The sequence below is a fragment of the Cohnella sp. WQ 127256 genome (genome assembly GCF_024519285.1).
Classification (GTDB): domain Bacteria; phylum Bacillota; class Bacilli; order Paenibacillales; family Paenibacillaceae; genus Cohnella.
This window is the reverse complement of the sequence record NZ_JAMZCY010000001.1, coordinates 92,574-116,928: the sequence shown is the minus strand read 5'-3', so window position 1 is coordinate 116,928 and position 24,355 is coordinate 92,574. Positions and strand designations below refer to the sequence as shown.

The 24,355-nt window shown below is 46.4% G+C and carries 25 protein-coding genes; 12 read left to right on the top strand and 13 right to left on the bottom strand.

Features of this window, described 5'->3' with window-relative positions; translation table 11 throughout:
* Positions 1-65: 65 nt before the first annotated feature.
* The 3 genes from M1K58_RS00490 to M1K58_RS00480 all read right to left on the bottom strand — a co-directional run bounded on the left by M1K58_RS00490 (position 66) and on the right by M1K58_RS00480 (position 2,646).
* Complete coding sequence (locus M1K58_RS00490; protein ID WP_256756712.1) at positions 66-716, bottom strand: XTP/dITP diphosphatase; 651 nt, start codon at positions 714-716, stop codon at positions 66-68.
* Positions 713-1,459 carry a ribonuclease PH gene (gene rph / locus M1K58_RS00485; protein WP_256756711.1) on the bottom strand — a complete coding sequence of 249 codons (747 nt, stop codon included), beginning with the start codon at positions 1,457-1,459 and terminating at the stop codon, positions 713-715. The genes M1K58_RS00490 and rph overlap by 4 nt, the downstream gene beginning before the upstream one ends.
* A gap of 119 nt (positions 1,460-1,578) precedes the next feature.
* A complete protein-coding gene (locus M1K58_RS00480) occupies positions 1,579-2,646 on the bottom strand; it encodes a GerMN domain-containing protein (RefSeq protein ID WP_256756710.1) in 1,068 nt (355 codons plus the stop codon).
* A gap of 159 nt (positions 2,647-2,805) precedes the next feature.
* On the opposite strand from M1K58_RS00480, the gene M1K58_RS00475 reads away from it, so the two are divergent.
* Positions 2,806-3,351, top strand: coding sequence for a phosphatidylglycerophosphatase A family protein (locus M1K58_RS00475; RefSeq protein ID WP_256756709.1), 546 nt, complete (start codon positions 2,806-2,808; stop codon positions 3,349-3,351).
* Positions 3,352-3,474: 123 nt separating this feature from the next.
* Here the strand turns inward: M1K58_RS00475 and M1K58_RS00470 are convergent, their stop codons facing one another.
* Together M1K58_RS00470 and M1K58_RS00465 are read right to left on the bottom strand one after the other, a co-directional pair.
* Positions 3,475-4,485 (bottom strand): MBL fold metallo-hydrolase, encoded by a 1,011-nt coding sequence (locus M1K58_RS00470; protein ID WP_256756708.1) that lies wholly within the window; start codon positions 4,483-4,485, stop codon positions 3,475-3,477.
* Positions 4,482-5,243, bottom strand: coding sequence for a class I SAM-dependent methyltransferase (locus tag M1K58_RS00465; RefSeq protein WP_256756707.1), 762 nt, complete (start codon positions 5,241-5,243; stop codon positions 4,482-4,484). Before M1K58_RS00465 ends, M1K58_RS00470 begins: the two co-directional genes overlap by 4 nt.
* Before the next feature lie 216 nt (positions 5,244-5,459).
* Here M1K58_RS00465 and M1K58_RS00460 point away from each other — a divergent pair, with 216 nt between their 5' ends.
* From M1K58_RS00460 to M1K58_RS00440, 5 genes are all read left to right on the top strand, one after another.
* Entirely contained in the window at positions 5,460-6,827 is a 1,368-nt protein-coding gene (locus M1K58_RS00460; protein ID WP_256756706.1) for a YheC/YheD family endospore coat-associated protein, read from the top strand.
* Positions 6,802-7,965, top strand: coding sequence for a YheC/YheD family endospore coat-associated protein (locus M1K58_RS00455; RefSeq protein WP_256756705.1), 1,164 nt, complete (start codon positions 6,802-6,804; stop codon positions 7,963-7,965). The genes M1K58_RS00460 and M1K58_RS00455 overlap by 26 nt, the downstream gene beginning before the upstream one ends.
* Complete coding sequence (locus M1K58_RS00450) at positions 7,946-9,328, top strand: YheC/YheD family protein (protein ID WP_256756704.1); 1,383 nt, start codon at positions 7,946-7,948, stop codon at positions 9,326-9,328. Before M1K58_RS00455 ends, M1K58_RS00450 begins: the two co-directional genes overlap by 20 nt.
* On the top strand, positions 9,325-10,488 hold the full coding sequence (locus M1K58_RS00445; RefSeq protein WP_256756703.1) for a YheC/YheD family endospore coat-associated protein: 1,164 nt from the start codon (positions 9,325-9,327) through the stop codon (positions 10,486-10,488). Before M1K58_RS00450 ends, M1K58_RS00445 begins: the two co-directional genes overlap by 4 nt.
* A gap of 83 nt (positions 10,489-10,571) precedes the next feature.
* Positions 10,572-11,777, top strand: a complete 1,206-nt coding sequence (locus tag M1K58_RS00440; RefSeq protein WP_256756702.1) for a YheC/YheD family endospore coat-associated protein — start codon at positions 10,572-10,574, stop codon at positions 11,775-11,777.
* Positions 11,778-11,846: 69 nt separating this feature from the next.
* Here M1K58_RS00440 and M1K58_RS00435 read toward each other — a convergent pair whose 3' ends face one another.
* Entirely contained in the window at positions 11,847-12,515 is a 669-nt protein-coding gene (locus M1K58_RS00435; protein ID WP_256758180.1) for an HAD family hydrolase, read from the bottom strand.
* A gap of 166 nt (positions 12,516-12,681) precedes the next feature.
* On the opposite strand from M1K58_RS00435, the gene M1K58_RS00430 reads away from it, so the two are divergent.
* Together M1K58_RS00430 and M1K58_RS00425 are read left to right on the top strand one after the other, a co-directional pair.
* On the top strand, positions 12,682-13,785 hold the full coding sequence (locus M1K58_RS00430) for a glycosyltransferase family 4 protein (RefSeq protein ID WP_256756701.1): 1,104 nt from the start codon (positions 12,682-12,684) through the stop codon (positions 13,783-13,785).
* Between the two features lie 239 nt (positions 13,786-14,024).
* Positions 14,025-14,540 (top strand): C40 family peptidase, encoded by a 516-nt coding sequence (locus M1K58_RS00425; RefSeq protein WP_256756700.1) that lies wholly within the window; start codon positions 14,025-14,027, stop codon positions 14,538-14,540.
* 72 nt (positions 14,541-14,612) lie between these two features.
* On the opposite strand, the gene M1K58_RS00420 is transcribed toward M1K58_RS00425, so the two are convergent.
* From M1K58_RS00420 to M1K58_RS00395, 6 genes are all read right to left on the bottom strand, one after another.
* Positions 14,613-16,208, bottom strand: coding sequence for a sensor domain-containing diguanylate cyclase (locus M1K58_RS00420; RefSeq protein WP_256756699.1), 1,596 nt, complete (start codon positions 16,206-16,208; stop codon positions 14,613-14,615).
* A 171-nt stretch (positions 16,209-16,379) separates the two neighbouring features.
* Positions 16,380-17,816 carry a flotillin family protein gene (locus M1K58_RS00415; RefSeq protein WP_256756698.1) on the bottom strand — a complete coding sequence of 479 codons (1,437 nt, stop codon included), beginning with the start codon at positions 17,814-17,816 and terminating at the stop codon, positions 16,380-16,382.
* 36 nt (positions 17,817-17,852) lie between these two features.
* Positions 17,853-18,353, bottom strand: a complete 501-nt coding sequence (locus M1K58_RS00410; protein ID WP_256756696.1) for an NfeD family protein — start codon at positions 18,351-18,353, stop codon at positions 17,853-17,855.
* A gap of 167 nt (positions 18,354-18,520) precedes the next feature.
* Positions 18,521-19,090 (bottom strand): manganese catalase family protein, encoded by a 570-nt coding sequence (locus M1K58_RS00405; protein WP_256756695.1) that lies wholly within the window; start codon positions 19,088-19,090, stop codon positions 18,521-18,523.
* Positions 19,091-19,105: 15 nt separating this feature from the next.
* Positions 19,106-19,363 carry a spore coat protein CotJB gene (locus M1K58_RS00400; RefSeq protein ID WP_256758179.1) on the bottom strand — a complete coding sequence of 86 codons (258 nt, stop codon included), beginning with the start codon at positions 19,361-19,363 and terminating at the stop codon, positions 19,106-19,108.
* A 106-nt stretch (positions 19,364-19,469) separates the two neighbouring features.
* The gene (locus M1K58_RS00395; protein ID WP_256756694.1) at positions 19,470-19,703 is read right to left on the bottom strand and encodes a spore coat associated protein CotJA; all 234 of its coding nucleotides are present in this window, start codon (positions 19,701-19,703) and stop codon (positions 19,470-19,472) included.
* A gap of 302 nt (positions 19,704-20,005) precedes the next feature.
* Between M1K58_RS00395 and ssuD the strand changes: the two genes are divergently transcribed.
* The 4 genes from ssuD to M1K58_RS00375 are packed head-to-tail and all read left to right on the top strand — an operon-like array spanning position 20,006 to position 23,843.
* A complete protein-coding gene (gene ssuD, locus M1K58_RS00390; RefSeq protein WP_256756693.1) occupies positions 20,006-21,148 on the top strand; it encodes an FMNH2-dependent alkanesulfonate monooxygenase in 1,143 nt (380 codons plus the stop codon).
* A 36-nt stretch (positions 21,149-21,184) separates the two neighbouring features.
* Positions 21,185-21,952, top strand: coding sequence for an ABC transporter permease (locus tag M1K58_RS00385; RefSeq protein ID WP_256756692.1), 768 nt, complete (start codon positions 21,185-21,187; stop codon positions 21,950-21,952).
* A 28-nt stretch (positions 21,953-21,980) separates the two neighbouring features.
* Positions 21,981-23,018: a taurine ABC transporter substrate-binding protein gene (locus tag M1K58_RS00380; protein ID WP_256756691.1), complete on the top strand. Its 1,038-nt coding sequence runs from the start codon at positions 21,981-21,983 to the stop codon at positions 23,016-23,018.
* A gap of 15 nt (positions 23,019-23,033) precedes the next feature.
* Entirely contained in the window at positions 23,034-23,843 is an 810-nt protein-coding gene (locus M1K58_RS00375) for an ABC transporter ATP-binding protein (protein ID WP_256756690.1), read from the top strand.
* A gap of 86 nt (positions 23,844-23,929) precedes the next feature.
* On the opposite strand, the gene M1K58_RS00370 is transcribed toward M1K58_RS00375, so the two are convergent.
* A complete protein-coding gene (locus M1K58_RS00370) occupies positions 23,930-24,337 on the bottom strand; it encodes a Fur family transcriptional regulator (protein ID WP_256758178.1) in 408 nt (135 codons plus the stop codon).
* Positions 24,338-24,355: the final 18 nt, after the last annotated feature.

The following is a 24,355-nucleotide window of genomic DNA, read 5'->3' as shown; positions in this document are numbered from 1 at the left end:
TTTAAATGACAAAAATCCTCCAACACCACGAATGGTTTTGGAGGATTTTACATGATTGCATATGTCTATTTACCGATCATCGCCATCAAGCGACGCAATGCCTGTCCACGATGGCTAATCTCATTTTTCGAATCTAAGGGAAGTTCTGCCATACTGCTCTGATGTGAAGGAAGCCAGAACAATGGATCATATCCAAAGCCGTCATTTCCTCGAGCTTGGCGAAGGATATTTCCTTCAACTGTACCTTCCGCTTGAAGCCTACCTTTGTCAGCCGGATCATAGAGGACAAGAGCGCATACGAACCTCGCAGAACTCAATAGCTCAGGCTCCAAAGCCGAATCTAATTGGTTGTCCGCTTGATCCGCGCTTCCCAGTACTACCGCAAGCTCTTGAAGAAGCTTCGCATTGTTCGCTTCATCACTTGCAGATAGTCCTGCATAACGTGCGGAATAGACACCTGGAGCACCATTCAACGCATCGACACACAATCCAGAATCATCCGCAAGCACCGGCAAGCCTACGATGTCCGCCACAGCTTTAGCCTTAATGAAAGCATTATCCTCGAAGGTTTCTCCGGTTTCTTCAATATCCGGAATGCCTTCTATATCATGCAAATCTTTAACGGTTATACCGAGTTTAAGGAATGCTTCGCGAAATTCCTTCGTTTTGCCCCGATTACGCGTTGCAACTAGAAGGGTTTGACCTTCTCTGATCATGCCTTGCCTCCACCGATCCGCTCACCTGCAGCGCCTAAAGTATCCTTCTGCAGGACAATAAGCTGCTGAATCGCTTCTTCAGCAAGAGATAGCATACTGTCGAACTCTGAGCGTGTGAATGGAGCTTCCTCGCCTGTACCTTGAACCTCTACGAAAGCACCTGCTCCCGTCATCACGACGTTCATGTCTACTTTGGCTTTGGAATCTTCCTCATAGTTCAAATCCACAACCGCTTTCTCTTGAATAACGCCTACGCTAATGGATGCTAGAAAATCAGTAAGCGGATATTTAGCGTAATTCACGGTTCCGTCCAACTTATGAATCGCTAGAGCTAATGCGATATAAGCACCCGTTATCGAAGTAGTCCGTGTTCCTCCATCTGCTTGGAGTACGTCGCAATCCAGCGTAATCGTTCTTTCGCCAAGCGCGTGCAAATTAACAACAGAACGAAGAGATCGCCCAATGAGGCGTTGGATTTCCATTGTACGTCCAGTCAATTTCCCTTTAGAAGCTTCTCGTTGGTTACGAGTGTGTGTGGCTCTTGGCAGCATGGAATATTCTGCTGTAACCCAGCCTTTGCCTTGCCCCTTCAGGAATGGAGGAACTCTTTCTTCCACGGAAGCCGTACACAGCACCTTCGTATTCCCAGCTTCAATCAGTACGGACCCTTCCGCATATTTATTCGGATGAAGTGTAACCGCGAATGACCGCAGGTCACTAGATTGTCTACCATCGGATCTCATTTCTCTGCCTCCCAAGTACTAGAACTTTCACCATTTTACCAAAGGTTGATCATAAAAGCATCTAGACACCCTGGAATTTAGCAGTATAACACAAGTTGAGCAGTTTTATGGGATCCGATTTATCGGGATAACGTGTTCACATAGGCTGGACGCGTTACTGGGCGATCATAAGTGCGCTGGTCTGAGTCAACCAATGAGTCGTTACCATTCATCATTACTTGTACTTGCGGAGCACCCGTTGCTTCGGTAAGAGTAAGGACAATCGCCTCCATCATTTCTGAAGGCACTGGGGATTTAGGCATCCAATCCGAATCCTGAAGGGATACATTGATGGTGTCTGCCATTTGTGATACCTTCTCGATCGTCATATCGGTAGTCAGAACCGCTTTAAGTGCACCTTTTTTCGGTCCGATGATTAATTGCTCAAGTGCGGCCTTGGCTGGGTTAGCTTGACGATTGATTAAACGAGTTACAGGAACGAAGTAACCTTCTCCGTCCTCAGATTGTGAGGAAAAATACAGCGTTACACCCATCGCACGATTGAGCTGTATATCCTTAGTCATTTCAAGATTAATGCCAAGCCCCCGCGTGAGAGTCTTGTCAATCGGAAGCCCTGAGGATGGGAGCGATTGAATCGGTTTACCCGCAACAGAAAGCTTAACCTTGTTAATACCAGGGAGCTCTGTCAAGGTCCATACAAGTGCCTCAATCACCTTCCGTTCATGAGAGGCAATAATGCCCGAAAACGGAGCGGCGAAGTCAACAGAAATCGTTTCGTCGGATAAATTCTCATTGATGGAGCTAACCGCTGTTCCTTTTGGCAAAATCGCAGTAAATCCCGCAGGAAGCTGATCTGCTAGCTGCTCATTAACCGTCATCCAAGCGATCGCCTTCTCTGCTGATGTGAGGGAAGAGGAATGTTCCGTATCTAATCTTAAAGACATAGGGGCAAGAAAATCATTACGGTCGAGCAAATAAACCGTGACAACGTCATTCCCTTCTGAGATCGTCGTTTCCACTGTGTCCTGGAGCATAACCTGCTCAATTTCCATAGGCGGTGGATCAATGGCTTCTGCCAATTTCTGGTCGCCACTCCCTCCTCGACTGCACGCAGATAACAAGGGCAGAAGAAGCAGTAGCATCGCCCATCTTTTAAATGTTTTGCCTTGATCAGACTTCACTTTCATGATTAAATCCTCCCAACATAATTTAACCTTATAGTGGGCTGCCGTTCCATCGGCATCCTATTTGTAGTACTATATATACGAGCCCTTGGGATAATTATGTGTATTTGTCCTATTAAGTTCACGACGGAGGCCAATGGCTTCGGAAAGAGGTGTTGTTACATGTCCCAGCCGAGTAAGTACCGTCTTAACAGCAAGGAAGTTGCTAGAGCAACAGAAGAGTGGCTGACGAAGCGTGGAGTGACTAAGGAACAAATCGGTCAACTCGTGATGCTCCTGCAGAAAGATTATTTTCCAGAGCTAACACTTGCCGAATGTGTGGTTAATGTAGATGCAGTGCTGTCCAAACGCGAGGTTCAGAATGCAGTCTTAACAGGAATTCAGCTTGATATGTTAGCGGAAGAAGGTAAATTGCTCCCCCCTCTGCAAAACATGATCGCTAACGACGAAGGTCTCTACGGTTGTGACGAAATTTTGGCGCTTAGTATCGTTAACGTATACGGAAGTATCGGTTTTACAAACTTCGGTTACGTAGATAAGCTTAAGCCTGGTATCCTCAGAAAATTAAATGATAAAAATAGCGGAGAAATCCATACTTTTCTAGATGATATCGTCGGAGCTATTGCAGCATCCGCAGCAAGTCGCATCGCCCATCGTAAGCAAGCAGAGCGTGAAGAGAGAGAAGAAGCCTTGGAAAATAACGGCTGATCATTGCAAAAGAAAATGGGTGGTACATGGGGGAATCCCCTGTACTACCCATTTTTCTTATCTGGCTCGGTCATAAGCTGCTGTATTTAGCAGATCGAGGACATTAGCCTGATCAGGTTCTCTTTACCTTCGGTAAACAATGATCGACTTCCCATTCGACGATTCACCTTCCACCCGTTTCACCATTCCCCGCTTCTCCAGTTGAACAAGATGGGCAATGGTCTCGGCAAGCGCGAATCGCAAATTGTGAATATTGCTTCGTAATCGTACCCCAAACATTAATTCACACACTTCGAAAGCAGACTTCTCATCCTCACCGATAAGCTCAGTCATCTTGAGCAATCGACGCTCATGATGCTCAATCAGCCCCTCGACACGTTGCCGATATTGAGGAAACGGATCTCGATGACCCGGATAAACCATCTCAACATCAAGATGCCACAGCTCCTGCAGGCTCTTCAAGAAGGAGCCAAGTGGATCTGGATCACCATCTGGCATCCATCCGATGTTCGGCGATATATCAGGAAGCACCTGATCCCCACATAATAGCCTGCGATTCACAGGGTCGTAGAAAATCAGATGACCTGGGGCATGACCTTCTCCTCCGTAGATAACCCATTTTGTGCTGCCCATATGAAACTCTTCATTTAACCGCAATAGTTGCACATTCGAGGGATGAGGAGATACTCTCTCACTAAAACCACTCATGTGGACACTCATATCACCCACTAGCTCTTCCGCTAATCCATGCTGAATAAACGCCTCGGTCAGTTCATCGGAGAAGGTCTCATGTTCGTCCCATAACCTTCGCGCATTATCCATAGCAACTTGCGACATCCATACCTTTGCACCCGTACGATCTTGAAACCATCCTGCTAGCCCATAATGATCTGGATGATGGTGAGTAATGACAATAGACTTAATGTCTTGCCATTCGATAGCTCTCTCCGCCAACAAGGAAATCCAGAAAGCTTCGATTTCCTCTGTGCGAAGTCCTGGATCTATAATCGTCCAGCCTTCCTTATCCGGTAAAAGATAGGCATTGACCCATTTCAACGAGTAAGGAAGCGGAACCTTAACCTGTAGCCAACCATCCTCCAGCAGTGAAACCGCTGTATTTGTCTGTATGCTCACACCGTTCGCCTCCCTAGCAATAGGAGACGTCTGGAGCTATCCGCCACATAAGCACTCCCGTTATAATCGCCATGTACCTGCTCCAAGTCTAGACCTGCTTCTGTAAGCATTTGTTTGAACTGTTCCAATCCGATTAATCGGACCCGTTCTTCATAATGCCGAATAGGCTGCAGATTGCCGTCTGCATCAGCCGGAGGCTTGACTTGGATTTTTTTAACGACAAAATCCTTCTCGATCGTACGCGTTTCTGATATATGTAATCCTGATAGCTCATCCACACGTTCCGAGTGAGGCACCAAATGACGTAATAAATAGGCTGGATTCAAAAAATCGATCAAATAGCGTCCTTCAGGGATCAATACCCTCTTCATTTCCTTCAACACACGTATATTATCTTCGTAATCGGCGAAATAACCAAATGAAGTAAACCAATTCACGGTCGCATCGAATGTTCCGTTCTCAAAGGGTAATCTCCTCATATCACCTTTCATCCAAGTTACAGTGCCCTCTGTATCCATCTGCCTTGCCTCAGTAAGCAAAACATCCGATAGATCCAATCCTGTCACAATGTAACCAAGATCACTTAGTGCGATCGCATGTCTTCCCATCCCACATCCTACGTCCAACACCCTAGAATTCGGCCTTATGTTCGCCCATTTCATCATGGAGCCAATTTCTCGGATTGCATTCTCACAGTTCCGATGACGATACACGACTTTATAGTCTTCACCGAAGCTTTCCTTAAACCAATCAGCCATACGTTCAATACTCCTTTATGCCTTCTTGCCAATCCTAAATTAAAGAAATCGTTAAATAACATCATAACATCTATTCTATATCAAGTCCCAATCGAATAAGGGCAATCACCGATAGATAGATGTCCTCATATGATGGAGTATTCTCGCTAGCCCCCGGGAAGGAAGCCTACGAGAGCCTTCGCCACGACATATGCAAAGGTGGAAGGAGTACGAAACATGTCCACCCCGAAAATTGACGTCCAGGTCATCAGTTCCGGCATATTGTCCGATGACGTCCTGATGCTGGGGGAATCCCTGATGAAGCAGTGGAAAATACCTGCCCAGCAACATCTATCTTTGCAGTTCGGTTCTTTCCGCCACTCCGTCACGATCGTCCCTGTACCCCGTTATGAAGGGTTACGAATCAGCCAGACGCTTGCTCGCAGAATGGGGATCTATTCCGGAACACCACTGCGAATCCAGTACAAATCAACAACTAGAACGTTCACACTCGGGCCTTTAATTGGTGTACTTATTAGTCGGGATAATCCCGAGCAGCTCGACAAGCCTTTTGGGGATATAACGATGTTCTGTCGCGAAGTCACCGATGCTTGCCGAAGCCAAGGCGCCTACGTGTATTTTTTCACTCCGAATGGGATTGGGTCAAATCTGTCTTCGGTGGAAGGCTGGGTTTACACCAAAGGCTGGCACAAGCTGAATCTTCCAGCACCTGATGTCGTGAACAATCGTTTAACTTCCCGCAAACTGGAAAACCGTCCTATCGTTCAGCAATTCATGCGAGAAATTAAAAACCAATTTGGATCACAAGTCTTTAACGAGAAGTTTCTAGACAAATCGGAAGTGTTCGATGCTCTGAAGAAAGAGAGTTCTTTACAAAAATATTTACCAGAGTCCCATACTTTACACAACTATACGATGCTAAAGAGTATGTGCTCGAGGTACAACTCCGTATTCCTTAAGCCTGTTAGAGGAAGCTTGGGCAAAGGCATCATTCGCCTAACCCATATCGGTCCGGATAGTTGGCAAGCGTCATACGCTACGGTTGGCGGCACTAAGAGGCAATCGTTCAACAACCTAATCAAGCTATTCTCCACCATCTCAGGCAAGATGAAAACCGTTCGCTATCTTATTCAGCAGGGCTTGAGCCTCATCGAAGTCGGTGGACGTCCTGTGGATTTCCGCGCTTTAACACAAAAAAACGCATCTGGAAAATGGGCAATTACCTCGATCGTAGCCCGAACAGCGGGAAACCATCAATTCGTATCTAATCTCGCCAGAGGCGGTACACTTTCTACGGTCAAGGAATCCGTTGCCAAGTCCAATCTTCCCGTCCAGTTCCGGGGAGATGCTTCCTTGCGCTTGTCGAAGGCTGCTCTGGACATAGCCCGGGGGATAGATACGTATATTCCGGCACACTTCGGCGAGCTAGGAATCGATCTTGCACTTGATAACACGGGTCGAGTTTGGCTACTAGAGGTCAACTCCAAGCCATCAAAAAATGATAATACACCACTCAAAGAAGGGAAAATCCGTCCTTCGGTACGGATGATGATTCAATATGCCCGTTATATCGCCGGCTTCTAACCCGTACAGCACGAATCCCGTATTAGGAATTCTCATCTATGAACGTAACGGAAATCCCCCATTTGCGGAAAGCTCGTTCCTTCAGCGTCTCAACTTAATCGGGGCCAAAGTCGGGCAACAGGTTATTGCCTTCGACCCATGCACCTGGGATGCACAGAACGATACCGTTAAAGGCTGGATCTGGAATAAACAGAAGCAACTTTGGGAATCAGCAATGCGGAAGCTTCCTTCCGTCGTCTATGATCGCTCTTGGCCAGAAACACCTGAAGAAAAACAACGCTATTCGGATGCTCTGCAGCATATTCGAGCTACTAAACGTCTCACCTTTTTGAATGGGCGCTTGCCACACAAAGGTAAAGTCTACGAAATGTTATCCCAAGACCGAATGTTAGTTTCTGTTCTTCCTCCAACAGCTTTATACAAAGGACCGGCATCCTTGGCCTCTTGGCTTCGGAAGCATCACGGATCCGCCTTTCTTAAGCCGATATCCGGAAGTCAGGGAAAACGTGTAATGGCCATTGTCAAAGCCGACAATGGCACGATAAAGCTAGCCGGCAGACACAATGATAATCGTCCACTAACCTTAGATTGCTCCAGCTTGGCAGAAGCCTTGAGACGACTTGAGCGTTGGATCGGCGAACGCACCTATATCATGCAACCGTTGCTGGAGTTAACAGGTCGACAGAGCGAACCCTTCGATCTACGTGCATTGATGCAAAAGGACAAAACAGCCCGTTGGACGTTGACCGGCATCGCCGCGCGACTTGGGGCACCCGGCACCGTTACAGCGAATCTGCATGGAGGCGGAACTGCCGCACCCGCAGACGAAGTACTAACTCTCCTTTTTGGAGAACAACGTGGAGCAGAGTTGCTTCAGGAAGTGAGCAACCTATCGTTCCTGATCGTCGCTCGGCTAGAACATACATTTGGACGATTTGCCGAAATCGGTTTGGACTATGGGGTAGACCGTAGCGGGAAGTTGTGGTTTCTAGAGGCCAACTCCAAGCCAGGACGCACCGCTATGGGCTCTGTGGGTAAAAAGGCCGCATTTATTGCCTCGGAGCAGCCACTTTCCTACGCCAGATCTATCCTGCTTCGACCACCTGGGAGGGTAATTCATGAGTTTGACCATTTGTAACGTCCATTTCACACAGCAGCCGGAACGTATCGTATGGTTCTCCAGCCCGCTTGCGAAGCTGCTCAAACTGGGCGGACGCAAATCGGTGAATGTCAAGCTCGGCAACGACATCGTACCCGCCACGGTGCGGACCATTAAACGTAAGGGTCATCATGTCTATATGTCTGCTGGGCTTCGACGTTCCGTAAGAATTCCTAAATCGGGTAACGTGTATTTGGCTAATGACGAAGGCGAAGAAATTCAACTAGGGCCGCTCATCGGAGTCCTAACCGATAGTGGTAGTGGTACCCGCTCGTCAACAGCTCCATTCGGAGAACGAACAGGGTTTGTTAAACAGTTACTTCAGCTTGGACAGAAAAAAGCTTATTTCTTCGCCTTCACCCCTCGTGATATTAACTGGCAGCAGGAAACGATCCATGGTTGGTTCCTCGATGGCGGTGGTGGCTGGACTCGGCGAGTCGTTCCGTTACCCGATGTCGTGTATAATCGGCTTCCGAGCAGACGCGCTGAAACAGGCTCCGCGATGACTAGCCTGCGCGAGCGATTCGTCAAAAAACGGATCCCATTCTTCAACTGGAGCTTCTTCAATAAATCGGATGTATATAGCCTTCTGGATAACGACGTAGAAGCATTAAAGCATTTACCGGAGTCCGTTAACAACCCAACTCCAGAGAAAATCAAAGAGCTTCTGGAGAAGCACCAGTTTCTCTATTACAAGCCATCCGCTGGCAGTCTAGGTGCTGGAATATATCGGCTTACCTACCATCCTCGCAAAGGATACTTTGTCCGCTATCGTCGAAACGGCGGCAATGTGCTGTTACGCTTTAGTAATTTCAATAGCCTAATGAAAATGCTCCGAGCGAGACATGGTGGAACGATTAGCAATTACGTCGTACAACAAGGGATTCGATTGGTCGAAATCGATAACTGTCCGATTGATTTCCGGTTTCACATGCATAAGGATGGCAACAATGAATGGGTCGTTGCCGGAATTGGCGCTAAGAAGGCGGGTCGCGGCAGCGTTACGACTCATATCAAGAACGGCGGTTCTCTCATGACTCCGGAGCAAGCACTAAGCCGAACATTCGGAGACAAATCAGAAGAAGTGCTAAAGGATGCCAAGAGTGTAGCTATCAAGCTATCTGAAGCCATCGAACGGAACTATCCGCATCAGCTTGGTGAGCTAGGTCTCGATATCGGTATTGATCGGGATAGTGCTGTTTGGATGTTCGAGGCAAATGCCAAGCCTGGTAGATCCATCTTCAAGCATCCAGCATTAAAGGAGCAGGGTAAAGCTTCGCTCGAATATATACTCGATCACTGTCTCTATTTGAGTAAATTTCGCAGGAGGGATGAAGCTTGATCATTCCGCAGCCTCCCTCAGCGAATCCGAGTATAGTGGAAGCGACGACCGAGAAACCGGTCGTCGCGATTCTTACCATTGATGATAACATTCAATTGTTCCGTGGCAATCGGAGTAATTTCATTGATTTGATTAATACAGGTCAGCAGATGGGTATCGTTACCTATGTCCTTACGGTTAAGAACTTGAAGCTTCATGCAGCACGGGTTCTTGGATTTACATTTCGAAACGAAGATGAGACTTGGGTGCAGTCATGGTTTCCTCGCCCAAGTATCGTCTACAATCGAATCCCACAACGAGAGGACGAGCGACTGCCTCGAGTGAAAAAAAAACTAGCCGCTTTATCGAAGCAAACGGATATCCGCCTATTCAATCGCCGCTTTTTCAACAAATGGTCCCTGTTTCAATGGCTTAACGATAATAAGTTAACAAAGCCATACATTCCGGAAACGAAGAGATTGACGGATGCCATTTCCTTGTCCAATCTTCTAAAGAAACATCAATTACTCTATTTGAAGCCGGTCCGCGGCAAAGCGGGCGTCGGAATCATGACTGTGACGGTGCAGCCTGAGAAAAAGCTACCCTACCGTTTGCAAATTCAAGAGGAAAAAGGGAGTCGCACTTATCGATCAGGGACGATGAAGCGGTTGTGGGATCGAGTGGTCAGACAATCCGATGTTCTCGGAGAACCTTATATTGCCCAGCAAGGCATAGCACTTGCCACAGCAAACAATCGCCCCTTCGATCTAAGAGCGCTCATACAGAAGAACGGTATCGGACAATGGGAGTTATCCGGCATTGGAGCACGAGTAGCGGGTGATTCCAGCATTACAACCCATGTCCCTCGTGGAGGGTATATCGACGATCCGGAGAAGCTGCTCTTATCTATATTCGGCAAAGAGAAAACGGGTAAAGTACTCGGAAAGGTTCGAAGCACGACGCTTACTTTAGCTAAGCAAATCGAACGTTCGGCACATTCTCGCTTGTGCGAGATGTCCATGGATCTTGGTGTGGATACGACGGGTCATGTGTGGTTTTTTGAAGCCAATTCCAAGCCCATGAAGTTCGATGAGCTGCATATTCGAAATAAGTCGCTCGAACGAATTTTCCAATATAGTCTTTATTTGCATCGTAAGAAGCAAGAATTAAGGGAGGCGTAAGCTAGTGAATGTGAAATCAGCCTTCCGTTGCTGCGGCTCCATCATCTCCAAGCCGGCTTTGTCGGCATGGAGGTGAATATTTTATGGCAAAGCCCGTACTCGGTATACTAACTTTATATTTAAATGATTCCAAGGTATTAGAAGAAAGACCCGTCTATGAGAAAATGATTGCTGCGGGCAAACGGATCGGAATATCCGTATTTGTGTTTACACCACAAGATGTAGATGACAAGAATGGGAAAATCCATGCGTTACTCTATGATCCAGAATCAAAAAAATGGGGAAGGCGTTGGATCAATTTCCCCAATGTCATCTATGATCGTTGCCGCATCCAAAGAAGCCATCGCTTCCAGCAGCTTCTAGCTTTCCGTAAGCGATATTCTCACCTCTTGTTCCTTAATCGTCCTCTGCGCAACAAATGGACCGTATATCGTACGCTAGGTAAAGTAGCTTCCTTTCGTTCTCACTTGCCCTTTACGAAACTATACCAATCCCCAGATGATGTTTTGTCCATGCTGAAGAAGTTTCAAACGGTTTACTTCAAACCTATTAACGGAACCGGAGGTCGTGGAATACTCCGAATCGATCGCAGTAAGGACGGCACATTCCTTCTACAAGGTCGCAATCATTCTAGAAGCATCGTTGAACCGCGTCGTGTATCAAGAAGTGGTCTTACCTCCGCTCTCGGGCAGTGGGATATGCACGATGACCGTTACATCGTTCAGCAAGGACTCAACATTAAATTACCGAGTGGCCGAATACATGACTATAGAATGCTCGTACAGAAAAATGGTTCAGGCGTTTGGGAAGTTACAGGATGTGCAGGACGTGTTGGACCTCTTCGCAGTATTACGTCTAACTTGCATGGCGGAGGAGAAGCAGCACCTATGAATTCCTTGCTTCGACAGTGGATCGGTAACGAATCCACTCTTTCGCAAATTCGTGAAACTGCAGAAAACTTCAGCTTAAATGTTGCTCGCCATTTGGAATCCACTTATGGCGCGTTATGCGAATTAGCGCTTGATCTTGCGATCGATAGAAGTGGTAAAGTGTGGCTGATCGAGGTCAATCCAAAGCCATCCCGTGAAGTATTTAAGCAAGCGGGTGAGCGTGAGGTATATCATAAAGCGATACTGCGCCCCATCGAATATGGGCTATGGTCCTATCGACAAAAAAAAGAATCTCGAAGTGAGAAATCATCTGCCGTCTTAGAGTTCGAACAGCTATTGAAGGCAGAGCGTGACCGTACGAATGGCGTGTATGCTGAATCTTCCAATGATGTGTACTAACAACGAAGGGGCTATCTCGAAAGGTCGTTAAGACCTGCGAGTTAGCCCCTGTCGTTTGTTTACTAGCAATTAAGGCAATAGCTTCAACAGCTCTGGGAATGTCTGGATTAAGGCATCCGATCCATCTAGCTCGCCTTCGCGTCGAAACCCCGCGTAATCGCAGCCGACGACGAACAAGCCGTTACTTTGACCTGCTTCTACATCGGAAGAACGGTCCCCCACCATCCATGCATCATTGACTTCATACGTATCAAGTAACTGACGGACCAAATCCACCTTCGTTGTCGTTGCAAATTGACCAGCACTGTACATCGCTTCGAACAAATCGCCTATCTCTCTCAGCTTGGGAACGCCTTTCACATATTCCTCCAGCCCATTGCTAGCAATGAATAATCGGATGCCCCGACTATGTAGCTCACGTAATGTATCACTAACCCCTGGGTACAAATGACCGCATCCATTCGCTAATTCTTCCATCTCGTATTGCAGCAATAGCTCGTTTGCACGGTCATGCGCTGCTGGTGAGCCATCTGGCATTACACGCTGCCATATATCTGACAGAAGCATACCAAGCGACCCCAAGAGGAGATCAATTGAAGGTAATGGCTTCTCATATAATCCTTCCTTAGCAAGCGTCTCAAACACCCGCTTATGAACGGTTACTAAAAGTGTTTCTGTTTGGAATAATGTACCGTCTAGATCGAAAATAATGGCTTGGGGTACGTGATCTGATTTCATTTCTCTCATGATGATCTCCCTTGATGTTTTTCTTCCATCATACCTTATATTGCTGATCATCAAAAGAATCATTCCTAGATGACACATGCCTCAAGATATTTAAGCACTTCATACATATTTTGAATTGTTGTCATATGTAAAAATATAACGGAGTAGGTGTTTGTACATGCACGTTTTAATTGTAGCCCCTGAACAAATTCCAGTCCCCCCCATCCTGGGAGGATCAGTCGAAATTACGATACTAGCCATTGCCAAACGGTTAGCAAAAATGCATCGCGTCACAATCGTTAGCCGTGCACATTCCCGTTACCCGCGGCACTCCGTAATCGATGGGGTTCACATTTACCGTGTACCCACCGGAAGCGCGATGACCTACTTGTCCCATGTCAAAAGCTTCATTAAGGGCAAGCGATTCGATTTCGTCCAAGTCGATAATCGCCCTCGTTTCATTGAACCTTTGAAGCAGATTCTTAAAGGCACTCCAATTTCTCTCTTTCTACATTCCTTGACCTTTGTTAGTTCACCGTATGCTTCGCGTGCAACTGCCGCAAGAGGCTTGACGAAGGCGGATGTTATTATTGCCAATAGCGCCTCGTTGAAACAACAGCTATCAGATAGGTTTCCCGGCACTGCAAAGCGAATTCGTAAAGTGTGGCTAGGTGTTGATACTAATCGGTTTTCTCCTGCTATGCAAGCCAGAAAAAACGGTGTTTTCCGTGTTCTGTTCGCCGGAAGAGTTATTCCGCGTAAAGGTGTCCCTGTTCTACTTAAGGCCGTAAAGTTAGCGCAGTCCACAACTTCCAAGCCGATTCGTGTGACCATCGCTGGAGGCACAGGCTCTTCAAGATCAAATTACCTGAACAGCATGCGCTCCCTTTCCCGTAAGCTTCGAGTCAATACCCACTTTCTAGGCACTGTTCCCCATAGTCGAATCCATAAAGTGTATCGACAAGCGGATGTATTCGTGTGCCCCTCACAGCAGCACGAGGCTTTCGGCTTAGTAAATGTAGAAGCGATGTCATCTGGTCTGCCTGTTATTGCCTCAAAAAATGGTGGAATCAAAGAAATCGTGAAACATAATCGGAATGGAATATTGATTAATGACTACCATCAACCCCAAGCGTTCGCCAGAGCGATTACGAGACTTATTAAAGAAAGCAGCACAAGAAAACGGATGTCGATCCATGCAAGACAAGATTGCTTAAAGCAGTTCAGTTGGGGGGCATCTGCTAAACGGCTTAGTAAAATATACGTCAGTTTACACAAATAAAAGGCAGTCTCAACAGGAGCTTAAAAGCCTGCTGGGACTGCCTTTTTGTTTACATACCTATCTATTTCCTTAACAAGATGTGAATCCCGTGTGGAGATTCTCATCGTTTTTTCATAATCGATGAAATGGCTAAGGGTGCCGCGGAAAATTGAAACCTTGGAAAATCATGTCTCATTTTATTTGTGATAGTGTTTGTTGCAGGTGATCACCAGAATACGATTTTCTAGGAGGACTTTTATATGAATACCTTTATGAATACTTTTACGAAGAGCCGCATCAGTAAGTTAATCATTGGGACAAGTCTTAGCTTTACCATGCTATTTGCTGCTGCAAGCGTGACTCTACCTGCCCCGTCTGCTTATGCAGCTACTACGACTTCCACAGCGAGCAAAATCATCTCGACGGGCAAGCAATTCCTCGGGGTACCTTATAAATTTGGCGCCAAAACAGGTAATGTGAGTTCATTTGACTGTTCTTCCTTTACCCAATACGTGTACAAAAAAAGTGGAATCAATCTGCCTCGCTCTTCTAAACAGCAAGCCAAAGCAGGTAAATATGTTTCCAAAAGTCAGTTACAGCCGGGCGATCTTGTGTTCTCCGATACGAATCGGGATGGTGTAATCAACCACGTAAGTATTTATATCGGGAATGGTCAGTTGCTTCATACTTATAGAGTAGGAATTGGCGTTACAATCTCGAAGTTCGCAGGAAGCACTTGGGATAAAACCTATGTAACTGCGCGACGAGTTCTCTAGTCCATGGGACAACCATCCTCAAAACAGCAAAGAGGCATGAATGAAGGATTGTCATTCATGCCTCTTTGCTGTTTAACGTACTTTCTCTATGGGTTCGGCCCCGTAGGATGCAATTTCAACTCTGTTACGCCCAGAATGCTTGGCACGATATAATGCATCATCGGCTTTGCGGAAAAGCTGGTCTGCACTAAATGCCATTCCCGGATAATGTGCCAAACCGATTGATAACGTAACCTTCGTACCGGTAGGGCTTTCCGTATCCGACATGAAGCTACGAATCAGCTCCGCTTTCTGTAGACCGATATCAAATTGCTCATTCGGAACCAACACGACGAATTCCTCGCCTCCGAAACGACATATGATATCATTTTCACTTAGTAGCCTTTTCAGGGAGGTGGACAAGAACTTCAGCACCTCGTCCCCTACCTTATGCCCATAAGTATCATTGACCAATTTAAAGTGATCCAAATCCATAAGAATAATCGAAAAGGAACTTCGTTGACCTATCCAGCTATTAATGAATCGATCTAACGTCCTGCGGTTATATAATCCTGTTAACGGATCAGTTTGTGCTTCCATAGACAAGCTATCGAACTGGTAACGGAAATGTCGTACTGCTCTTCCAAGAGCTTTGTGAAGCTCATTCGCTTCGTAATTCAAGGAATCGATTCTAGGCAGCTCATCCCCACCACTATGATTCGGAGACAGCATCGATGCGAATGTTGCCAATTTAGCTAGTGGATCCGACAGCTTACCGACAATCCAATAGATCACTGCCATAATAACGAATAGTGCAGGCAACATATAGAGCATCATCTTCATAACCAGCTTCTGAGCTGTAGATAATACGACCTCTGTTGGAGTTTGGGCAACAATTCCCCATCCTGATTCCTTAATGTAAGAATAACTTGCTAGCATGTCCACTCCCTGCGAGTTCTCGATACGCTGTATTCCGCTTTTGCCTGCCATTAGATTATTTATAACCGGATTACCAGTAATCTTCTCTCCAATTCGATCTGGATCTGGATGGTACAGCAGTTCGCCAGATGAACTCACCACGTAGGCGTAAGAGCCATTCGTATTGTCAGGGACGCTCCCAAGGACAGTTTGAAAAATATTCGTTTCATGAAGCCGAATTGCCCCTCCAATAAAACCCAAATATTGTCCTTCTTCGTCCACAAGCGGTTGACTCACCATGACGATTAGCTTATTCGTTGTAGCACTAATGTATGGCTTTGAAATGAGAGGTCGCTGTTCTCTAAGCGCTTCTTTAGTGCCTTCTGATACAATCTTGATCCCTTTGGCATTCTGCTCCGGGTCAGAGTGGTACAATAGGATCCCATCTTTATCGATAATGAACAAAGAATTAAATGATGTATTGCTACGCTGAAACAAGACCAATTGCTCATAAATATTCGGCTTGTTCAAGTCCTTTGCGACGAATTCCCCTGTCACTGCAAGGCTTTGCTTCATGTTCATAAATAACGAATTCACTGTATCCGCAATTTTATCGGTATAGACTTGATTGAGTTGAAAGGTCATATGGGTGAGCGATTGTTTCTCGCTTCTGTACGCAATGAACGAACTTATTATCAGGGTGGCAATAACTGTAATTAGAACAAGCGCATTAACGGCAAATCTTAACTTGATACCCCTCTTGATCAGCATATAAATTCTCCTAGTTCACTGAGATACAATTCTATGTCTATGTGTATATTAGTAATTATTCGACATGTATCAACATTCCCCTTGCTAACAATCAAAATATCATCTTTTTAATAATAAAAAAGCAATACTAAAGAACCACCCTCAGGCGAGAGGGTGGTTCGAATTTTAATACTATTGACCTACTTGATCCTGATCTTTCTTAACTGCATTGTCACCTTGCGCTAGCTTTCGAAGCCATTGGTTAACATCCACTCCAGTAAGCGCGCCCACGGTTTCCGGCATCTTAGCTAGCAAATCCGTTACATAACCGGTTACTTTGCCTGCACCTCCGTTAGGACCACTACCTCCACCATCGACAATGACGATTTTCTCCGTCTTCGAGAGGGGATCCGCAATCGCTCTTGCGATCTCGGGAAGCTTCTCTACGATAAGCTCAATAACAGCTGCTTCCCCATACTTACGAAGGGCATCTGCGATTTTGTCCTTCGCTTCCGCTTCTGCTAAACCTTTCAGCCTTATTACATCTGCTTCCGCTGTACCTTCTGCCCTTTCTTTATCCGCATTCGCATTACCAGACAGTCTGACCGATTCCGCTTCCGCCTTTGCTTTCGCTTCTATTTGATAGCGATCGCCTTCTGCCCGCTGCTCCTGTGCGAACCGCTCCGCTTCCGCTTGCTTCTTCACTGTAGCCACGAGTTCCCGTTCACGACGTTCAATTTCCTTACTCTCAAGCTCGATCTGCTTTTCCCGCTCGATAACTTGAATTTGCATTTCCTCTGCCTTAACGGATTGCATGGTGCGCGCTTCCTGTAGTTTGTACGCTTGATCCGCCTCAGCCCTCTTCATGTCCTGCTCCTGCTTAAACGCTGCCTTCTTTACTTCCATCGCCTTATGAGCTTCCGCGATGTTCGTCTCTGCGGTGAACTCTGCCTTCTTGCCATCCTCCAACGCCTTCGACTTCGCCACCTGTTCATCACGATAAGCATTCGCCTTAGCGATTTCCGCATCCCGCTTAACCGAAGCGATCTGCGGCTGGCCAAGGGCATCCAAATAACCATTCTTATCTCTAACGTCACGAATCGTAAACGATACAATCTGCAAGCCCATCTTGTTTAAGTCGCTTGCCGCAACCTCCTGTACATTTCTAGCAAATTCTTCACGGTTCTTATAGACGTCCTCGACCGTCATCGTACCTAGAATCGCTCTCAGATGTCCTTCCATCGTCTGTGTGGCAATTCCTTTCAGCTCCGCATCCGGTTTACCAAGAAACTGTTCCGCCGCAGTAGCCATCGATTCCTGATCACCTTTGATTTTAATTTGGGCTACACCATCAACCATGACGGGAACACCATGAACGGTATACACTTCAGGTGTATGCACTTCAACGGTTTGAACTTGCAAGGAGAGGAATGTTGCACTCTGCACGACTGGCCATACGAACGTACCTCCGGCTTTCACAATTTTCATGCCATCCCGAGTTAACGCTCCCGTGACGATCATCGCCTCATCCGCTTTAACGGTTCGATATCTAGAAGCAAATACGATAATAAGTAAAATAACGACAATAACGATACCTACGGGAATGTACAATGTTGCATCGATGTTCAATGAAATCTTCCTCTCTATGTAGAATTAGAAATATATTTAACACTTTTCTACGATGAATGTGCCAGCCATTTCATCCAATATTCTAACTTGAGTACCCTGTGGGATAACGATATCCTCCAACGCTTTAGCTGGAGCGCTAAGTCTGGTACCGCCTTGTTCATATACGATTTCGCCCAAGCGCTGTGCCTCGATAGAGGTTATCACCTTAGCTTCAAGGCCAATCATCGCCTTCGATGAGAGCGCCGTTCCTTTCTGAGCGGCATACAGAGGGATCACGACGAGGAAGAGAACTGCCGATGAAACTCCAAGACCAACTAGTAAGGACAAGCCTGCAATTGGAAATGCTGACCACTCGGTATTATGTAAGAGCATATAACCTATACCGCCAAAAACAGTTAAGAAGGTGGCAATAATCGTCGGAGATAAGAACGGAAGCTCTCCTGCATGGATTTCTAACCCAAACAAATCACCGACGACAGCAGTAAGAATAGCGTAACCGACTCCGATCCCGAACAATACTAACATTAAAGTTTCCACGTTGTACCTCCTCTCTAAGTGGAAAATGATTCTAAAAGGTTATACGCTTTCGCGGTTGGAAAGTTCCTCCTAATTATGGAAGCGTCGCGAATCATGAATAACCTGCTCCGAGTAACAGACGCCGGAACAGGTTATGGCTTACAGACATATCCCTAGCTACTTAAGCTTTAGTACACCTTCTTCTGATCCCTGTCTACCTTAAGTATTTCTACCGCTTCCTTGAACCTTAGGGAATGTATAATTTCACGCTCACGAAGAAACCTCAAGCTGTCTTGGAGATCAACATCATCCGTAAAATCGATTAGCCACTGATACGTCGCTCTTGCTTTCTCTTCAGCTGCGATGTCTTCATAGAGATCTGCGATTGGATCGCCTTTGGTTCCGATATAAGAAGCTGTCCAGGGCACTCCAGCAGCGTTATTATAGAACATCGCCCCATCATGACTGACGAAATTAGCTCCAAGTCCAGCTACCTCTAATTGTTCTGGGGTTGCATCCTTCGTCAGCTTATAGATCATCGTCGCAATCATTTCAAGATGGGCAAATTCCTCGGTTCCTATGTCTGTTAATAATCCGATGACTTTGTCTGGAATCGTGTAGCGTTGATTCAAATAGCGTAAAGCCGCGGACAGCTCCCCATCCGCGCCGCCGTATTGCTCAACCAAGTAACGTGCCATACGGGGGTCACACTTACTTACTCTAACGGGATATTGCAGCTTTTTCTCATAAATCCACATTCGATCAGCCCCCTTCTAAACTTGCCACGGCCAAGGGCTATCGACCCATTGCCATGGAAATCGGCTATAGCTATGACCATATTGCAGTAAAGGTCCATACTTCATTTCAAATTCATTCGCTAATTGTTGTCTACGTTGCGCCAACTGGTTAAACTGCTGTACAGCTTGCATGTCCGTAGGGTGTGTGTCCAAATATAGCGTGAGTTCTACAAGAGCGAAATCCACCTTCTGAAGCTCCAGAAGCTCCGTGCAGTAAGCTTCATCTCCCCGCATGTTATCTTGCGCCTTCTTGCTTTGCTCATTACGTTCGTTACGATCATTACGTTCGTTACGATCATTTTGGTAATTCCGGTCATTGCGTTCATCCCGATCGAATCGATCAACCATTTCCCTTGCCCCCTTTAGCTGAACGCCTTGAAGGATAAGGACTATAAAGCGCAGGCCATAACGTGCCTCTTCGCAAAGCTTCTTCTAACGAATATTGTGGTAAATTCATCGGCTGAAAAGTAATAAACTGATTCGGCGGCACAATGTACCACTTCACACGAATAGGGGGACAGGGGTCGTTGGGACTGACATACGGCATATAATCTCGCCACTGGGCATCATACATGCGAGTTCTACCTCCTCTGAAGTTAAATCATTTGATGAGCAGCACCTAATTATCTCCGCTTATAGCCTATGTCGAGCAGCATGTACAACTGCTATTATTTTTTCATTAAACAATATTCCGATTGACTTAGTCGGAATTTATTGGTAGTATCTTCTCATAAATCATATTGAATCGACCAGATAACTGGAGATTTATCCTACGAGTGCTTTAGAGACTCGTCTAGGGTAAATCTTTTTTTATACCCGTTAAACCCATTTCACCTATTGGAATATCACATTTTAACGAAAAGAGAGGAAAACCTCATGGAATTGTTTTGGTTTTTTCCAACTTACGGAGATGGTCGCCACATCGGTACGAACCGAGGCGCAAGAGCAGTAACCCCCGCTTATCTCAAACAGATTGCAACCGCTATTGATGATCTTGGTTACGACGGGGCGCTTCTACCGACAGGTAGAGCTTGTGAGGACGCTTGGGTTGTCGCGTCAACGCTCATGCCGTTTACAAAGCGATTGAAATTTCTCATTGCGGTCAGACCTGGCCTCATGTCTCCGACACTCGCGGCGAGAATGGCATCGGCTTTCGACCGTGCTTCCGAAGGAAGGCTACTTGTTAATGTCGTAACGGGTGGTGACCCCGAGGAGCTTGAAGGAGATGGAATATATCTCGATCATGGTGCACGTTATGAACTAAGTGATGAATTTCTACACATTTGGCGCCAAACGTTAAATGGTGAATTCGTCGACTTTGCCGGAGAGCATCTGCAGGTTACCGGTGCTAAAGTATTTTATCCACCCGTTCAACAGCCACATCCCCCTCTTTTCTTTGGAGGATCATCTCCTGCGGGGATCGATGTAGCCATTAAACATTGTGATGTCTATTTAACTTGGGGGGAACCGCCAGAGCAAGTAAAGGAAAAGATCCAAGCGATTAGAGAGCAAGCTGCTCTGGTCGGCAAGAAGCTTCGTTTCGGTATCCGACTGCACATCATTGTAAGGGAGACGGAGCAGGAAGCCTGGGAGGCTGCAGACGATTTAATTCGCTACCTGGATGATGAAACGATAGCTAAAGCGCAGAAGGTTTACGCAAGAATGGATTCGCACGGTCAACGTCGTATGACTGAATTACATGGAGGAGATCGCTCCAATCTCGTCATTAGCCCGAATTTGTGGGCTGGGATTGGATTGGCTCGTGGGGGAGCAGGAACCGCTCTCGTTGGTAGCCCTGTGCAGGTTGCCGAAAGGATTCAAGAGTATGCCGACCTTGGCATCGAAACCTTCATTCTCTCCGGCTACCCTCATCTTGAGGAGGCTCACAGAGTTGCGGAGCTTTTGTTTCCATTATTACCGAGGAAATTATCGATTCCTTCGACAAGTAAGCAGCAAGCACAAGCTGCCGCAGGGGAGATCGTCGCTTATGAGCATTTTCCAACGTCCAGCACACGTTAGACGCCGTTTCAATTGGAACGAGAGGAGTTGAAGCTCATGAACTTACGCAACCTCGGAATTTCAACGATAGCAGTGCTTGCAGTTATTGCGGCCTGGTGGATCGTTAGCGTTAGCGGAGCTGTCAGTTCCTTGTTCCTCCCTACTCCGATTGCTGTGTGGAAAGCCTTCTTAGAAGTCATTCACGACGGCTACAAGGGCAGTTCCCTTCTCCTTCATATCGGTCAAAGTCTCAAGAGATTAGGCATTGCTTTTGCAATAGCGCTATTAATTGCGATTCCTCTTGGTTTACTCAGCGGTTACTTTGCTAAAGTACGGGCACTGATCGATCCCTTCATCGAATTTTATCGCCCGCTTCCCCCGTTGGCCTATTACACGCTACTCGTGTTATGGCTAGGAATCGGTGACGCATCCAAGATTGCACTTCTCGCACTCGCTGCATTTGCACCTCTCTACTTATCCGTTGTTTCTGGAGTATCCAAAGTACCTCGCGACAGAATAAACGGTGCTCGATCGCTTGGAGCAAACCAGTGGGATATTTTCGCTCATGTGATCTTTCCTTCTACGTTGCCAGATCTGTTCACCGGTATCCGCACTTCCATTGGTATAACATATACGACATTGGTCGCTGCTGAAATGATCGCGGCTGTATCCGGGATGGGGTGGATGGTGCTTGATGCAAGTAAGTTTCTACGGAGCGATATCATTTTTGTCGGCATCATTCTAATGGGGCTGATTGCAATACTTATCGACGTACTCATCCGATGGCTCGAATACAACCGCGTTCCATGGAAAGGCAAGGAATAATCGAAAATGAGAGATGAGGTCATTTCAAATGTTAACAGCCAAATTCCAAGGTAAAAGCTTGATCGCAACACTTGCACTTATCGTTTCCCTATCTGTTTTACTCGTTGCCTGTGGATCCAAAAACTCAGATAGCGCTGGTAACACTCCGAAAGAAGTAACGATTGGCTATCAAGTGATTCCAAATGCAGAATTGCTCGTCAAGACGCAGGGTCTCGCAGAGAAGAAGTTCCCGAATACGAAAATCACTTGGAAAGCATTTGATTCCGGCCGGGACGTGAATACGGCCATCGCCGCTGGCGGGATTGATCTCGGATTAGCAGGCTCCGTTCCAGTCGCGATTGGCGTTGCGAATAAGCTTCCGTACCAGGTGTATTTCATTCACGATATTATTGGAGAAGCGGAATCCCTAGCTGTTCGTAATTCCTCGAACATTAAGAGCCTTAAAGACCTTGCTGGCAAAAAGGTAGCCGTCCCGTTTGGGTCCACTGCCCACTTCAGTCTGTTATCTGCACTTAAATCTGAAGGTGTAGATCCAGCCACGGTAACGATACTTGATCTCCAGCCGCAAGATATCCTCGCTGCATGGCAACGTAAAGACATTGATGGTGCATTCCTATGGAATCCAATCCTCGCCAAGCTGATAGCAGAAGACGGTTCCGTTCTCATTACTGCGCAGCAATTAGCGGACAAAGGTATTATTACCGCAGACGTTGGCGTTGTCCGTACGAAATTTGCCGATGACTATCCCGATTTCGTGAAAAGCTATGTTGCCGTTCTTGACGAAGCTGTTAAGCAGTATCGCGACAAGCCAGAAGAAGCGGCCAAAGCACTAGCAGCCGTACTAAGTACCGATGAGAAGGATGCACTTGCTCAAACGAAACAGCTCGTATGGTTAACATCCGAAGAACAACGCGATGCTAAATACTTGGGAAGCAAAAAAGACGAAAGCGGGTTTGCAGACGTTCTTCTCCAGACCGCACAATTTCTGGTCGATCAGAAGCAAATTCCAGCTGCACCTGAATTGAAGGTTTTCCAGGATGCGGTCCGTCAGGAAGCATTGAAATAAGAGGAGGCTCATCTCATGGCACTCTCTATCCCAGAGCTCGAACTTCAGCATGAATCTCACCCATCAGACGGGAACATTCTCATCGAACTGAAGGATCTGTCATTGACTTATGGATCCGGGAAGCACGCTAAGCAAGTGCTAAACCAGATCAGCTTGGACATTCGCGAGCAAGAATTCGTCGCAGTTCTTGGCTCCTCGGGTTGTGGGAAAACATCTTTGCTGCGCATTCTCGCCGGCTACGAGCAGCCTTCGACCGGAACTGTCCATGTACTCGGCGAGTCTCGTATAGCTCCCAATGCAGAGATAGGGGTCGTATTCCAACACGCCAATCTCTTCCCTTGGCTCAGTGTCCAGAAAAATGTTGAATTCGGGTTGAAAATGAAGCGGGTTCCTAAACCAGAACGTAAAGCCATTTCCTCAGAAATCATCGCTAGAGTCGGCTTAGAACCTTATATGCACTACTTGCCTTACCAGCTATCTGGAGGGATGAAGCAACGGGCTGCAATTGCACGAACACTAGCAACAGAACCCCGAATAATGCTAATGGATGAGCCCTTTGGTGCATTAGATGCGATTACTAGGGAAAGCTTGCAAACGTTTCTTAAGTCCATATGGAAACAGCATCGTCGTACGATCTTCTTCATCACCCATGACGTAGACGAAGCTTTATTGTTAGGCACGCGAATTATTGTAATGAATCAATCTCCAGGTATTATTGGGACAGATATGCTTAACCCTATTTTTGAGGACGGTGGCAGCACCTCATCTTTGCGCAAAAGTAAAGAGTATGCCTACTTGCGGGAATCGCTACTAGAACGCATGTAAGACAGAAGGGTTTGAGAAACAAAAAAAGCAGATCCTCAATTATGAGGGCCTGCTTTTTTTATATTAATCCAGCAATCCTACTTCAATTACGTAGCGATCTCCTGGCACTCCTCACATATCCCATATACCTCAAAACGATGATTAAGTATTTTGTACCGCCCAGGCAACTCCATTTGCTGCTCCATAGGACAATACTCGAAAGTGAGCGTCTTCTCGCAATTGACACAAATCAAATGATGATGGTGATGATCCACGCAGCTCCCCTTGAATTTCAAGCCGCCGTCCATAAAGTAAAATTGCTCCAAAACGCCCATCTCGCTTAGCATCCGTAGATTGCGATACACGGTATCGAAGCTTACACTCGGATATTTCATGCTCATCTGATCATATACATCTTTGGGAGACAAGTAGCCGGCATTATCGGTAAAAATTTGCGCCAGCATTCTACGTTGATCCGTAATTCTCCAACCGCTTTTTGTCATTGCAGCTAACATTTCGTGGCCCAAATTGTG

What these genes read in the sequence shown, in the direction of transcription:
- M1K58_RS00405 (WP_256756695.1), bottom strand. Translation starts at nt 19,090, where the DNA reads ATGTGGATTTATGAGAAAAAGCTGCAATATCCCGTTAGAGTAAGTAAG.
- M1K58_RS00450 (WP_256756704.1), top strand. Translation starts at nt 7,946, where the DNA reads ATGAGTTTGACCATTTGTAACGTCCATTTCACACAGCAGCCGGAACGT.
- M1K58_RS00395 (WP_256756694.1), bottom strand. Translation starts at nt 19,703, where the DNA reads ATGTATGATGCCCAGTGGCGAGATTATATGCCGTATGTCAGTCCCAAC.
- M1K58_RS00420 (WP_256756699.1), bottom strand. Translation starts at nt 16,208, where the DNA reads ATGCTGATCAAGAGGGGTATCAAGTTAAGATTTGCCGTTAATGCGCTT.
- M1K58_RS00375 (WP_256756690.1), top strand. Translation starts at nt 23,034, where the DNA reads ATGGCACTCTCTATCCCAGAGCTCGAACTTCAGCATGAATCTCACCCA.
- M1K58_RS00380 (WP_256756691.1), top strand. Translation starts at nt 21,981, where the DNA reads ATGTTAACAGCCAAATTCCAAGGTAAAAGCTTGATCGCAACACTTGCA.
- M1K58_RS00400 (WP_256758179.1), bottom strand. Translation starts at nt 19,363, where the DNA reads ATGCGGGGAGATGAAGCTTACTGCACGGAGCTTCTGGAGCTTCAGAAG.
- M1K58_RS00430 (WP_256756701.1), top strand. Translation starts at nt 12,682, where the DNA reads ATGCACGTTTTAATTGTAGCCCCTGAACAAATTCCAGTCCCCCCCATC.
- M1K58_RS00425 (WP_256756700.1), top strand. Translation starts at nt 14,025, where the DNA reads ATGAATACCTTTATGAATACTTTTACGAAGAGCCGCATCAGTAAGTTA.
- ssuD (WP_256756693.1), top strand. Translation starts at nt 20,006, where the DNA reads ATGGAATTGTTTTGGTTTTTTCCAACTTACGGAGATGGTCGCCACATC.
- M1K58_RS00475 (WP_256756709.1), top strand. Translation starts at nt 2,806, where the DNA reads ATGTCCCAGCCGAGTAAGTACCGTCTTAACAGCAAGGAAGTTGCTAGA.
- M1K58_RS00460 (WP_256756706.1), top strand. Translation starts at nt 5,460, where the DNA reads ATGTCCACCCCGAAAATTGACGTCCAGGTCATCAGTTCCGGCATATTG.
- M1K58_RS00480 (WP_256756710.1), bottom strand. Translation starts at nt 2,646, where the DNA reads ATGAAAGTGAAGTCTGATCAAGGCAAAACATTTAAAAGATGGGCGATG.
- rph (WP_256756711.1), bottom strand. Translation starts at nt 1,459, where the DNA reads ATGAGATCCGATGGTAGACAATCTAGTGACCTGCGGTCATTCGCGGTT.
- M1K58_RS00440 (WP_256756702.1), top strand. Translation starts at nt 10,572, where the DNA reads ATGGCAAAGCCCGTACTCGGTATACTAACTTTATATTTAAATGATTCC.
- M1K58_RS00385 (WP_256756692.1), top strand. Translation starts at nt 21,185, where the DNA reads ATGAACTTACGCAACCTCGGAATTTCAACGATAGCAGTGCTTGCAGTT.
- M1K58_RS00490 (WP_256756712.1), bottom strand. Translation starts at nt 716, where the DNA reads ATGATCAGAGAAGGTCAAACCCTTCTAGTTGCAACGCGTAATCGGGGC.
- M1K58_RS00465 (WP_256756707.1), bottom strand. Translation starts at nt 5,243, where the DNA reads ATGGCTGATTGGTTTAAGGAAAGCTTCGGTGAAGACTATAAAGTCGTG.
- M1K58_RS00370 (WP_256758178.1), bottom strand. Translation starts at nt 24,337, where the DNA reads ATGTTAGCTGCAATGACAAAAAGCGGTTGGAGAATTACGGATCAACGT.
- M1K58_RS00435 (WP_256758180.1), bottom strand. Translation starts at nt 12,515, where the DNA reads ATGAAATCAGATCACGTACCCCAAGCCATTATTTTCGATCTAGACGGT.
- M1K58_RS00455 (WP_256756705.1), top strand. Translation starts at nt 6,802, where the DNA reads ATGCCCGTTATATCGCCGGCTTCTAACCCGTACAGCACGAATCCCGTA.